The 13,022-nt window shown below is 55.4% G+C and carries 12 protein-coding genes; 9 read left to right on the top strand and 3 right to left on the bottom strand.

The annotated features are described in order from the left end of the window. Positions 1–70 precede the first annotated feature (70 nt). From IM300_RS01570 to mutH, 3 genes are all read right to left on the bottom strand, one after another. Positions 71–1,111: an NADP(H)-dependent aldo-keto reductase gene (locus IM300_RS01570; protein WP_063451938.1), complete on the bottom strand. Its 1,041-nt coding sequence runs from the start codon at positions 1,109–1,111 to the stop codon at positions 71–73. Positions 1,112–1,242: 131 nt separating this feature from the next. Continuing rightward, positions 1,243–1,461, bottom strand: coding sequence for a YgdI/YgdR family lipoprotein (locus IM300_RS01565; RefSeq protein ID WP_003862794.1), 219 nt, complete (start codon positions 1,459–1,461; stop codon positions 1,243–1,245). 128 nt (positions 1,462–1,589) lie between these two features. Beyond that, positions 1,590–2,282, bottom strand: a complete 693-nt coding sequence (mutH, locus tag IM300_RS01560; protein ID WP_063451937.1) for a DNA mismatch repair endonuclease MutH — start codon at positions 2,280–2,282, stop codon at positions 1,590–1,592. Between the two features lie 683 nt (positions 2,283–2,965). Between mutH and rppH the strand changes: the two genes are divergently transcribed. The 9 genes from rppH (at position 2,966) to recC (ending at position 12,982) form a co-directional block, all read left to right on the top strand. Further along, on the top strand, positions 2,966–3,496 hold the full coding sequence (rppH, locus tag IM300_RS01555) for an RNA pyrophosphohydrolase (RefSeq protein WP_063451936.1): 531 nt from the start codon (positions 2,966–2,968) through the stop codon (positions 3,494–3,496). Positions 3,497–3,508: 12 nt separating this feature from the next. After that, positions 3,509–5,755 (top strand): phosphoenolpyruvate--protein phosphotransferase, encoded by a 2,247-nt coding sequence (gene ptsP / locus IM300_RS01550; protein WP_112791683.1) that lies wholly within the window; start codon positions 3,509–3,511, stop codon positions 5,753–5,755. A gap of 260 nt (positions 5,756–6,015) precedes the next feature. Then, positions 6,016–6,891, top strand: coding sequence for a prolipoprotein diacylglyceryl transferase (lgt, locus tag IM300_RS01545; protein WP_063869279.1), 876 nt, complete (start codon positions 6,016–6,018; stop codon positions 6,889–6,891). 6 nt (positions 6,892–6,897) lie between these two features. After that, complete coding sequence (gene thyA, locus IM300_RS01540) at positions 6,898–7,692, top strand: thymidylate synthase (RefSeq protein ID WP_006811817.1); 795 nt, start codon at positions 6,898–6,900, stop codon at positions 7,690–7,692. A 184-nt stretch (positions 7,693–7,876) separates the two neighbouring features. Then, positions 7,877–8,341, top strand: a complete 465-nt coding sequence (locus IM300_RS01535; protein ID WP_193034977.1) for a prepilin peptidase-dependent protein — start codon at positions 7,877–7,879, stop codon at positions 8,339–8,341. Beyond that, the gene (locus tag IM300_RS01530) at positions 8,332–8,892 is read left to right on the top strand and encodes a prepilin peptidase-dependent protein (protein WP_064909861.1); all 561 of its coding nucleotides are present in this window, start codon (positions 8,332–8,334) and stop codon (positions 8,890–8,892) included. The genes IM300_RS01535 and IM300_RS01530 overlap by 10 nt, the downstream gene beginning before the upstream one ends. After that, positions 8,889–9,287, top strand: coding sequence for a DUF2509 family protein (locus tag IM300_RS01525; protein WP_193034975.1), 399 nt, complete (start codon positions 8,889–8,891; stop codon positions 9,285–9,287). The genes IM300_RS01530 and IM300_RS01525 overlap by 4 nt, the downstream gene beginning before the upstream one ends. Then, on the top strand, positions 9,272–9,595 hold the full coding sequence (locus IM300_RS01520; protein WP_193034973.1) for a prepilin-type N-terminal cleavage/methylation domain-containing protein: 324 nt from the start codon (positions 9,272–9,274) through the stop codon (positions 9,593–9,595). The genes IM300_RS01525 and IM300_RS01520 overlap by 16 nt, the downstream gene beginning before the upstream one ends. A 12-nt stretch (positions 9,596–9,607) precedes the next feature. Further along, positions 9,608–12,982, top strand: coding sequence for an exodeoxyribonuclease V subunit gamma (gene recC / locus IM300_RS01515; RefSeq protein ID WP_193034971.1), 3,375 nt, complete (start codon positions 9,608–9,610; stop codon positions 12,980–12,982). Positions 12,983–13,022 lie beyond the last annotated feature (40 nt).

The raw sequence follows: 13,022 nt of genomic DNA, 5'->3' as shown, positions 1-13,022 counted from the left end.
CTACAAAATCTGCCAATATCACGAAACGTAGGCCGGGTCAGGCGGAGCCGCCACCCGGCAAAACGTCAACTTAAGGTGCCGGGTAAGTATAAACCTGATGCACCGCTTCAATCTCCGCTAACACCTCTTCGCTGAGGGTCAGGTGGAAACTCTCAATATTGGTTTTCAGCTGCGCCATTGTCGTCGCGCCCAGCAGGGTACTGGCGACGAACGGCTGACGACGCACGAAGGCCAGCGCCATCTGTGCCGGATCGAGCCCGTGACGCTTCGCGATATCCACATACGCCGCAACGGCTTTTTGCGTCTGCTCACCGCTATAGCGGGTGAAGCGGCTGAAAAGCGTGTTACGCGCGCCAGCCGGTTTCGCGCCGTTCAGGTATTTGCCCGTCAGGGTACCGAAGCCCAGGCAAGAGTAGGCGAGCAGCTCCACCTCTTCGTACTGCGTCACTTCCGCCAGACCCACTTCATAACTGCGGTTCAGCAAGCTGTACGGATTCTGGATGGTCACGATGCGCGGCAGGTCGTGTTTATCGGCCAGATGCAGATAGCGCATCACGCCAAACGCCGTCTCGTTGGAAACGCCGATGTAGCGGATCTTGCCCGCGCGCTGACATTCCGTAAGTGCTTCCAGCGTTTCCAGCAGGGTAACGGCCGGAGCACTCTCGTTCCAGGTGTAGCCGAGCTTGCCGAAGCAGTTTGTCGGACGCTGCGGCCAGTGCACCTGATAAAGATCGAGATAGTCGGTTTGCAGGCGCTTGAGGCTGGCATCCAGCGCGGCACGGATATTCTTGCGATCGAGGATCTGGTTAGGGCGGATCCCGGCATCGTTATTACGGGAAGGGCCGCTAACCTTAGAGGCGAGAACCAGCTTTTCGCGATTGCCACGTTTCGCCAGCCAGTTGCCGACGTACGTTTCGGTAAGGCCTTGTGTTTCCGGGCGTGGAGGAACAGGGTACATCTCCGCCACGTCAATCAGGTTAATGCCCTGGCTGACGGCGTAATCGAGTTGTGCATGGGCATCGGCTTCGCTGTTTTGTTCACCAAATGTCATGGTGCCCAACCCCAGTTGGCTGATCTCCAGAGCGCTGTGGGGGATACGGTGATAATGCATAGCCGGTTTCCTTTTTAGACATACAGACTGCGTCAGGAACCTCCCGACAAAGGAATATAAACATGGCAGAGGGAAGGCAAAAGGGGAAGGAAAAAATCAAAAAGGCCAGCAAGCTACTGACCTTTATCTGTTTAACGCTCGATGATCTGGGATACTTCGTCGCGATTAATTTGCATTTGGTTGCCTTCGCGATCGCGGTAACTCACCAGACCGGTATCGTCGTCGACTTCGGGTTTGCCATCGGTCAGGATCATGCGACCGTCTTTCGTTGACATGACATAGTCGCTGCTACAACCCGATACCGCAAACGCTAAACCGACTGCTGAGATAATTACTGCCCATTTTTTCATCGTTCTCATCCTCACCTGGCTCGTATCAAATCATAGTGTAGTAATAACCTGATATTACGACAGGTGAAAGGGGGGAAATCTTAAAAAGGAGGAGATTATGTTAGCCGGAGCGCAAAATTGGTAAAAAACTATGTTTTCAACAGGAAGTGGCGTGCCAGCAGCGCCCCGGTGAAATTCTTTTTAAGATAGAAACCGCGCGGCAGCGTCAGGATCGGTTCGCCCCGTGCGCCTACCGCTTCAGTGAGCGCTTTGCTGTTGGCGGCTTTTGGACGGAGTTGCAGCACTTCGCCATGCCGGGCGGTGATCCGCTCAACCTGTCCCAGCACAATCATATCCATCAGCTCTTCCCAGTCTTCGGAAAGCTGCCTCTCCTCTTCTTCATCCGGACTCCAGAGCAGCGGGGCGCCAACGCGACGTTCTGCCAGCGGGATCTGCCTGTCGCCCTCAACGGGTACCCACAACACCCGCTTCAGCTTATGCCTGACGTGGCTGGTTTCCCAGGTCACTCCGCTGTTCCCCGTCAGCGGCGCCACGCAGACAAAGGTCGTTTCCAGCGGCCGCCCCTGGCTATCGACAGGGATCGTTTTCAGCTCAACGCCCAGCGCCGCAAAATCTTGCTCCGGTTTACTGCCCGCGCTTGCGCCCAGCCAGCGTTCAAGCAACACGCCGATCCAGCCTTTATCGCGCTTCAAATCGTTAGGTATCGTTAATCCCGCCATCACGGCCAGCTCACCCAGCGAATAGCCTGCCAGACGCTGTGCCTGCTGGAGCAGCTGAGCTTCACTGACGGGAGGGGAGAGCAGTGGGGCGAGAGAATGCATGCTAACAACCTTTTGGTTAAAAAATGAGCTGATATTTTATCCCTTGTGGATAGAGTTTACCTTTTTCTGAGTACATATTCCATGTTGTTGGTTTTTATCAGGTTTTTTAGGATAAAAAGCAGCGTGGCATGGCTAAAAAACAGGTTGTGCAATTCTGGTCACTGACAATAAACAGGATCTTACACCATGTTATCCACAGAAAAATGGGATAACTGGGTATAACCACCACTACTGTTTCAATTTACAGCCTTGACGTGCGATGAAAATCGAATTTTCACACAAATTGTGCCTAACTTATTGGCACAATCTGTGGATAAAACCGACGCTGTTCGATCTTTCATCAGCAGGAGGATCTTTGATGTGACGATCGTCACGTTAATCGCCTTTAATGCCCTGCTTTTAACTATAACGATCTGAATTTAAATGCTTTATTGTGAAGGGCGTAAACGGGCGTTTCGTCGGTCTACAAGGTTGTTCATCGGTAATTCCGTACTTCTTCACAACTATATCCACAGAAAAGGTGAATAAAAATGGTCTCAGTCACCCTCATCTGTTTATAACTCCTCACAAATTTGTGAGTTATTCAAATGTTATTAGGTTGCAGGCCTGTAAGAGAGTGGTTTACCGCCTCCCTGTAGTGTGAAACAATCATTCATATATCAGATTTAGTTTGGGGTAGTCCGGTGATTGATGACGATGGCTACCGCCCAAACGTAGGAATAGTAATTTGTAATCGTCAGGGTCAGGTGATGTGGGCCCGGCGATATGGTCAGCACTCCTGGCAGTTCCCGCAAGGCGGGATCAATCCTGGAGAGTCCCCAGAACAAGCGATGTACCGGGAGCTGTTTGAAGAGGTTGGTTTAAGCCGCAAAGATGTTCGCATCCTGGCTTCGACCCGCAACTGGTTGCGTTACAAGTTACCGAAACGTTTGGTGCGTTGGGACACAAAGCCGGTTTGTATCGGCCAGAAACAGAAGTGGTTTCTTTTGCAGTTGGTGGGCAACGATTCAGATATCAATATGCAAACCAGCAGCACGCCGGAGTTTGATGGCTGGCGCTGGGTAAGCTACTGGTATCCGGTTCGTCAGGTCGTGTCTTTTAAGCGCGATGTTTACCGTAGGGTGATGAAAGAGTTCGCAAGTGCCGTTATGCAGCTTCAGGAGACGCCTCCGAAGCCACAGAGCGCACCTGCCTGGCGACGTAAAAGAGGTTAAGCTACGCAAATCATGCTCACCCGCTTGCGAGAAATAGTTGAAAAGGTTGCCAGTGCGCCTCGCCTCAACGAGGCGCTGAATATTCTGGTGACGGACATCTGTCTTGCGATGGAAACCGAAGTCTGTTCGGTCTATCTGGCCGACCATGACCGACGTTGTTACTACCTGATGGCAACCCGCGGTTTAAAAAAACCACGGGGACGCACCGTCACGCTCGCGTTTGATGAAGGTATTGTTGGCCTGGTCGGGCGACTGGCGGAGCCAATCAACCTTGCCGATGCGCAAAAACACCCCAGCTTTAAATATATCCCTTCCGTAAAAGAGGAGCGTTTCCGCGCTTTTCTTGGCGTGCCGATTATTCAGCGCCGTCAGCTGCTTGGCGTGCTTGTTGTTCAGCAGCGAGAGTTGCGCCAGTACGACGAAAGCGAGGAGTCCTTCCTCGTCACGCTGGCAACGCAGATGGCGGCGATCCTCTCCCAGTCCCAGCTGGCCGCCCTTTTTGGCCAGTATCGTCATACGCGTATCCGCGCGCTTCCGGCCTCGCCGGGTGTCGCTATCGCCGAAGGCTGGATGGATGCCACGCTACCGTTGATGGAGCAGGTCTACGAAGCCTCTACGCTGGATGAAGCGCTTGAGCGCGAGCGGCTTACCGCCGCGCTGGAAGAGGCAGCGAATGAGTTTCGACGCTACAGCAAACGCTTTGCCGCTGGTGCGCAAAAAGAGACGGCGGCCATTTTCGATCTTTACTCACACCTGCTTTCCGATGCGCGCTTGCGCCGTGAGCTGTTTGCCGAGGTCGATAAAGGTTCGGTGGCAGAGTGGGCGGTTAAAAAGGTCATCGAAAAATTTGCCGAACAGTTTGCGGTGCTGACTGACGGTTATCTGAAAGAGCGAGCCGGTGATTTACGCGCGCTTGGGCAACGTCTGCTTTTCCACCTCGATGATACCATTCAGGGGGCGAATGCCTGGCCAAGCCGGTTTGTGCTGGTGGCCGATGAACTCTCGGCGACGACGCTGGCGGAGTTACCGCAGGACAGGCTGGCGGGCGTGGTGGTGCGCGATGGCGCAGCTAACTCCCATGCCGCCATCATGGTGCGTGCGCTCGGTATCCCGACCGTTATGGGCGCGGATATTCAGCCCTCCGTGCTGCATCGCCGCACGCTGGTGGTGGACGGGTATCGCGGTGAGCTGCTGGTTGATCCTGAGCCGGTTCTCCTCCAGGAGTACCAGCGCCTTATCAGCGAAGAGAATGAATTAAGCAAGCTGGCGGAAGATGACGTCAACCTGCCCGCACAGCTCAAAAGCGGTGAGCGGGTAAAGGTGATGCTCAACGCTGGCTTAAGCCCCGAGCACGAAGAAAAGCTCGGCAGCCGTATCGACGGCATTGGCCTTTACCGCACCGAAATCCCGTTCATGCTGCAAAGCGGCTTCCCTTCAGAAGAGGAGCAGGTTGCGCAGTATCAGGGCATGTTGCAGATGTTTAACGACAAACCCGTAACGTTGCGCACCCTGGACGTCGGCGCGGATAAACAGCTGCCCTACATGCCCATCAGCGAGGAGAACCCCTGCCTCGGCTGGCGCGGGATCCGCATTACTCTCGATCAGCCGGAAATCTTCCTTATTCAGGTTCGTGCGATGCTGCGTGCCAACGCGGCTACGGGGAATCTCAGCATTTTGCTGCCGATGGTCACCAGTATTGACGAGATCGACGAAGCGCGGCGGTTGATAGAACGCGCCGGGCGCGAAGTGGAAGAGATGATCGGCTATGCGATCCCGAAACCGCGTATCGGCGTGATGCTCGAAGTGCCCTCAATGGTCTTTATGCTGCCGCAGCTGGCGACCCGCGTCGATTTTATCTCCGTCGGCACCAACGACTTAACGCAATACATTCTGGCGGTCGATCGCAACAACACCCGCGTTGCCAGCATCTACGACAGCCTGCATCCGGCGATGCTTCGTGCCCTGGCGATGATCGCCCGTGAGGCTGAACAGTACGGTATTGATCTACGCCTGTGCGGTGAAATGGCCGGAGACTCTATGTGCGTCGCGATCCTGATTGGTCTGGGGTATCGCCATCTGTCGATGAACGGCCGCGCGGTAGCGCGCGTGAAGTATTTGTTGCGTCATATTGACGTCAATGATGCCCGCGAGCTGGCTGAGCGCAGCCTTGACGCGCAGCTGGCAACTGAGGTTCGTCACCAGGTGGCGGCATTTATGGAACGACGCGGTATGGGTGGCCTGATCCGCGGTGGTCGCTAACGCCTTTCCCCTCTTCCTCAGGGCGGAGGGAACCCCACAAATGAATGCGAGCAGCTAACAATCCCCTCGCCCGTTTGGGGAAAGGGCCAGGGTGAAGGGACCTGCGCGCATCAAACCCTATACACATCTTTTACATCTCAGGCGCATCCTCCGCGCCTGCCTTATGCTATGATTCGCAACTTTGGAGCACCTGCCAACGGCGGGAATGCAATTCAGCCGCTGTCCACTTTCAGCGGAATAACAACATCTTGTGGTGACAGATGAACAGTGGTTATCTGCATTTTCCGGAATTTGATCCGGTAATTTTCTCAATAGGACCCGTAGCGCTTCACTGGTACGGTTTGATGTACCTGGTGGGCTTCGTATTTGCCATGTGGCTTGCTGGCCGTCGCGCCAGTCGTCCCGGCAGCGGCTGGACGAAGAACGAAGTGGAAAACCTGCTTTATGCTGGCTTCCTCGGCGTGTTCCTGGGCGGCCGTATCGGCTATGTCCTGTTCTACAACTTCCCGGTATTCCTGAACGATCCGCTCTATCTGTTCCGCGTCTGGGACGGCGGCATGTCCTTCCACGGCGGGCTGATTGGTGTGATCCTGGTCATGGTGATCTTCGCCAAACGCACCAAACGTAATTTCTTCCAGGTGGCTGATTTTATTGCGCCGCTAATCCCGTTTGGGCTGGGCGCAGGGCGTCTGGGCAACTTCATCAACGGTGAGCTGTGGGGGCGTGTCGATCCGAGCGTGCCGTTTACCATGCTCTTCCCGGGCTCGCGCGCAGAGGATATCGCGCTGCTGCCTTCGCACCCTGAGTGGCAGTCTGTTTTCGATACCTACGGCGTTCTGCCGCGCCATATGTCTCAGCTTTACGAGCTGGCGCTGGAAGGCGTGGTGCTGTTTATCATCCTGAATCTGTACATCCGCAAACCGCGCCCAATGGGGGCTGTCTCTGGTCTGTTCCTGATTGGCTATGGCGCATTCCGTATCATCGTCGAGTTCTTCCGCCAGCCGGATGCGCAGTTTACCGGCGAATGGGTACAGTACATCAGCATGGGGCAGATCCTCTCCATCCCAATGATTGTCGCGGGTGCCATTATGATGATTTGGGCGTATCGTCGTCGTCCACAGCAACAACTTTCCTGAGGAACCATGAAACAGTATCTTGAATTGATGAAAAAAGTGCTCGACGAGGGCACGCCGAAAAACGACCGCACCGGCACCGGTACGCTCTCCATTTTTGGCCACCAGATGCGCTTCAATCTGCAAGAAGGCTTTCCTCTGGTGACGACGAAGCGCTGTCATCTGCGCTCGATCATTCATGAACTGCTCTGGTTCCTGCAAGGCGATACCAACGTTGCTTATCTGCATGAAAACAATGTCTCCATCTGGGACGAGTGGGCAGACGAAAACGGCGACCTGGGGCCGGTCTACGGCAAGCAATGGCGCGCGTGGCCAACCCCGGACGGTCGCCATATCGACCAGATCACGACCGTCATGAACCAGCTGAAGAATGACCCGGACTCGCGTCGTATCATCGTTTCTGCCTGGAACGTGGGTGAGCTGGACAAAATGGCGCTGGCACCGTGCCATGCCTTCTTCCAGTTCTACGTGGCGGACGGCAAGCTCTCCTGCCAGCTCTATCAGCGCTCCTGCGACGTGTTCCTCGGCCTGCCGTTTAACATCGCCAGCTACGCGCTGTTAGTGCACATGATGGCGCAGCAGTGCGATCTTGAAGTGGGCGATTTTGTCTGGACGGGCGGTGATACCCATCTCTACAGCAATCATATGGAACAGACGCATCTCCAGCTGACGCGTGAACCGCGCGCGCTGCCGAAACTGGTGATCAAACGTAAGCCGGATTCGATTTTCGATTACCGTTTTGATGACTTCGAGATTGAAGGCTACGACCCACATCCCGGCATTAAAGCGCCTGTCGCCATCTGATACGGCGGATCCTGACACAACCGGTGCTCTTGAGCGCCGGTTTTTTTTCGCGCTCGTTTTGTTTTTCGAGCCTGTTTCCAGAGAGGATGTAATGCGTTGCAACACACGACATTCTCCTGAAAGCGGCTCGTAATGTTCTGGTTTGACGCTCGCGCCTTTTCTGCCTTTCCGCGACACTCCCGCCATGAAAAACGAACATGGCTTTACGCTTATCGAAACCCTTGTCGCCATCTCGCTGGTCGTGATCCTCAGCGCGACGGGACTTTATGGCTGGGACAGCTGGCAACAGCGGCAGCGGCTCTGGCAGACAGTCTGTCAGGTGCGGGATTACCTGGTGTTTTTGCGAAACGACGCAAATCGTCACAACAGCGTGCACAGGATCGCACTTCACGCTGACGGGAATCAGGCCTGCCTTGTCAGCGCTGTAGTCCCTGGCTGCAACAGCGGCGGCCCGTTCGTGATGAAACCGTTATGGCCGGAGGTCACGCTGAGCGACGTCACGCCTGCGCTGGGATTTTACGGCTTAAGGGATACCGCATGGGCCGGACATGTTCGCGTGCAGAGCCGCGCCGGTGCGTGGTGGGTTGTTGTCTCAAATGGTGGGCGTATCAGGCTGTGTAATGCCGCAGGAGAAAGTCTATGCCAGTAAAACAAAAAGGGTTCTCCCTTCTGGAGGTCCTGATTGCGATGACAATAAGCAGCATTCTGTTACTCAGCACGTCACGCTTTTTACCGGGGCTACAGCGGGGTGTTTTACTGCAATCCGGGCAACGAGAGCTGGAAGATGAGGTGTGGCAACGTCTGCTTGCGATGGGTAAACAGCTCCAGCGAGCAGGATATTGTGCAGGGCATTGTCAGGGGCAAGGGTTAATCATCGGCAGGCAAGGGCGATGTGCCATTGTGCAGTGGGATGCAAACAGCAACGGTCAGTGGGATACCTCCGCGTCAGAAAATGACAGCACGGGATTTCGGCTTGAAGCCGGTGCACTTGAAACGCTGCGGGGCGCGACGTCCTGTGAAGGTAAGGGGTGGGATAAACTCACCGACCCCGATCGGATCCTGATCGAGCAGTTCATGATCACCAAAACCGACCATGCTGGTTTTGCACCGGTAATCAATGTCGAGCTGCGCGCCCGGCGCAAAGGTGAACTGACCACACCCTTTTCAGCCCACCACACCGTAACGGGGTTTAATCTGTGAATCGTCAGCGGGGCATGTCATCGCTGGCGCTGGTCCTGCTGTTGCTGGTGCTCGGCACGCTGATCCTCACCGGATTAAACCAGCAGCTGAAAACTTTTAATGCTGTGGTGAGTAATGAGAGTCTGTCCGTTCGCCAGCAGGCTGCCGTGCAGTCTGCGCTGGAGTGGGGACGCGTTCAGCGCTGGGCTTTACGGCCAGAGGTTCAGTGCAAGCAGACGCAGCGTTGGCGGGTCTGTTTAAGGCTGCTCAGGGAGCGGGCTTTGCTTATTGCCGGAATTGACGATCTATTGCTTTGGCAGGGCGGGGAAATCACGGAAGGACAAATACGCTTTTCTGCCCACGGCTGGAGCGATTTCTGCCCCCTTAAGGAAAAAGCGCTATGTCAGTTACCCTGAGCAGACAAAAAGGATTTAGCATGGTTGAGGTTTTGCTGGCAATGATGTTGCTGGTTGTGGTTGTGACGGCGTTATCCGGATATCATCGCGCGCTGGCGGCCCGGTATGCGGCGCTTAGCCAGTATCGTCAGCTATGGCATCATGCGTGGAATCAGACGCAGATCTCAACGTCGACGCTCCCGCCGGGCTGGCAGGTCAGTCGGGGGCAGACAACACAGACCGGATGTGTCAGCATCACGGTCACACTTATTTCTCCTATGGGGCGGCAGGGCGCGTTGAGGCGTCTGCATTGCCCGGTTAGCCGGTAGTCGGGAGCGTTTATGCTAAGGGTTTACCACTCAAATCGTCTGGATGTGCTGGAAGCACTGATGGAGTATATCGTTGAGCAAGAGCGTCTCGACGATCCGTTTGAGCCAGAAATGGTGCTGGTGCAGAGCACCGGTATGGCGCAGTGGCTGCAAATGTCCCTTTCGCAGAAGTTTGGCATTGCGGCGAACATCGATTTTCCGCTGCCCGCGAGCTTTATCTGGGAGATGTTTGTTCGCGTCCTGCCGGATATTCCCGAGCAGAGCGCTTTCAACAAACAAAGCATGGCCTGGAAACTGATGACGCTGCTGCCGGACATGCTGGAGCATGAAGAGTTCGCCATGCTGCGTCACTACCTGAATGATGACACCGACAAGCGCAAACTGTTTCAACTGGCCTCACGCACCGCCGACCTCTACGACCAGTATCTGGTTTACCGTGCAGAATGGCTGATTCGCTGGGAAGCGGGAGAATTAGTCGATGGGTTGCCGGAAGCGCAAATCTGGCAGGCACCTCTCTGGAAAGCGCTGGTCGAACATACCGAGCAGCTCGGTCAGCCTAAATGGCACCGTGCTAACCTGTACGATCGCTTTATCTCAACACTCGAGAACACCACAGAACGGCCAGCCCGTTTGCCGTCACGCGTGTTCATTTGCGGTATCTCCGCGCTGCCGCCGGTCTACCTGAACGCGCTCAAAGCGCTCGGTAAGCACACTGATATCCATATCCTTTTTACCAACCCGTGTCGGCACTACTGGGGAGATATTCAGGATCCGCGCTGGCTTTCACGGCTGGTCACCCGCCAGCGAAAACGCCTCTTTGAGGAACGTGCCGTGCCGCTGTTTAAGGACACTGAAAACGCGGCGCAGCTTTTCGATGAAGAGGGGATTCAGAACCTGCCGAACCCGCTGCTTGCCTCGTGGGGCAAGCTGGGGCGCGACTATATTTATCTGCTTTCAGATATCACCTCCTCGGGAGAGGGGGACGTGGATGCGTTTGCGGATATTACGCCCGACAGCCTGCTGCACAATATTCAGCTCGATATTCTGGATTTAGAGAACCGTGCCGTTGCCGGGATCACCGCCGAGGAGTTTGCGCGAAGCGATAAGAAGCGAAAACTGGATCCTGACGATCGTAGTATCGCGATCCACGTTTGCCATAGTCCACAGCGTGAAGTTGAAGTTCTACATGACCGCCTGCTGGCCATGTTGCAGGACGATTCAACCCTGACACCGCGCGATATCGTGGTGATGGTGGCGGATATCGACAGCTATAGCCCGTTTATTCAGGCGGTATTTGGCAGCGCAACGGGTGACCGCTATCTGCCCTACGCGATCTCAGACCGCCGCGCTCGTCAGTCACACCCGGCGCTTCAGGCTTTTATCAGCCTGCTTTCGCTGCCCGATAGCCGGTTCATCTCTGAGGATGTGCTGGCATTGCTGGATGTGCCTGTTCTGGCCGCACGTTTCGACATTAACGAAGAGGGATTGCGCTACCTGCGTCAGTGGGTGAACGAATCCGGCGTCCGCTGGGGAATTGACGATGACAACGTTCAGGAGTTCGAGCTTCCACCAACCGGCCAGCACACCTGGCAGTTTGGCCTTACCCGCATGCTGCTGGGGTATGCGATGGAGAGCATCCATGGCGAATGGAATGACGTGCTGCCGTACGATGAGTCCAGCGGGTTAATCGCGGAACTGGTAGGTCACCTGGCCTCGCTGCTGATGCAGCTCAACCGCTGGCGCCGCGCGCTGATGCAGCCCCGCCCGCTTGAAGAGTGGCTGCCGGTTTGCCGCGACATGCTGAATGATTTCTTCCTGCCGGACAGCGAAACAGAGGCTGCCATGGCGCTTATCGAGAAGCAGTGGCAGGCCATCGTGGATGAGGGGGTAAATTCGCACTATCACGAGGCGGTTCCCCTTTCGCTTCTGCGCGATGAGCTGACGCAACGCCTTGACCAGGAGCGCATCAGCCAGCGCTTCCTTGCAGGGCCGGTGAATATCTGCACCCTGATGCCGATGCGTTCAATCCCGTTCAAAGTGGTTTGTCTGCTTGGCATGAACGACGGTATTTATCCACGCGCGCTGCCCCCTCTGGGCTTTGATCTCATGAGCGCACAGCCGAAGCGGGGCGACCGCAGCCGCCGCGATGATGACCGTTATCTTTTCCTTGAGGCGCTGATGTCCGCGCAAAGCAGGCTCTATATCAGCTATATCGGGCGTTCAATTCAGGATAACAGCGAGCGTTTCCCGTCGGTGCTGGTGCAGGAGCTGGTGGACTACATCGGACAGAGTCACTATCTGCCGGACGATGAAGCCTGTAACTGCGACGAAAGCGAACGTCGGGTGAAAGCGCATATCACCTGTCACCATAGCCGAATGCCGTTTGATCCTGTCAATTACGTTCCTGATGAGCTGCAAAGCTACGCCCGCGAGTGGCTTCCTGCCGCGAAGAACGAGGGAACACCGCAAACCGATTTTATTCAGGCGCTCGAACCGCTCGCCATAAACACCCTCACGTTTGAGCAGCTACAGCGCTTTTGGGCGCATCCGGTTCGGGCTTTTTTCCAGCAACGCTTGCAGGTGAACTTCCGCTCGGAAGAGAGCGAAATCCCCGATGCGGAACCGTTTATTCTTGATGGGCTGGAGCGGTTTAAGCTCAATTCCCAGCTTCTGAATGCGCTGGTTGACGAAGAAGATGCCAGCAAACTGTTCAGACGTTTCAGGGCGTCGGGATTACTTCCGTATGGCGCGTTCGGCGAAATCGTCTGGGATGCCCAGTGCGAAGAGATGCAAGCCCTTGCTGACCGGGTTATCGCGTGTCGGCAGCCGGCGAGCAGCATTGAAATCGATCTCGATTGTAACGGTATCCACCTCAGCGGCTGGCTCACGCACGTGCAGTCTGACGGGCTGCTGCGCTGGCGCCCCTCCATGCTCAGCGTTTCACATGGCCTGCAACTCTGGCTCGAACATCTTGTCTACTGTGCGAATGGTCACGAAGGCGAAAGCCGGTTGTTTGTACGTAAGGACGGCGAGTGGCGCTTCCCGCCCATGAAGCCTGATCAGGCGTTGACGTATCTGTCGCTTTATATTGAAGGCTACCGTCAGGGCATGAACAAACCACTGCTTTTACTGCCTGAAAGTGGGGGGGCGTGGATAAAAGCCTGTTACGACGCGCAGAATAATGCCATGTTAACGGATGAGGCTTCGCTCCAGAAAGCGCGCAGCAAGTTTTTGCAGGCCTACGAAGGGAACATGATGGTACGTGGCGAGGGCGACGATGTCTGGTATCAACGTTTATGGCGAACGCTGGAGCCAGAATACTTCGACATTATCACGGAAGAGGCGCAACGCTACCTGTTACCGTTGTACAAATTTAATCAGTCCTGAGCGCTGTATAAAAATTGCGCAGCATGAGGTGTTCATTTAT

Origin of the sequence: Enterobacter cloacae complex sp. I2, assembly GCF_014896205.1 — a bacterium.
Classification (GTDB): Bacteria; Pseudomonadota; Gammaproteobacteria; order Enterobacterales; family Enterobacteriaceae; genus Enterobacter; species Enterobacter quasihormaechei.
Note: the sequence above shows the minus strand (reverse complement) of the source record. Positions and strands in the feature narration are given on the sequence as shown.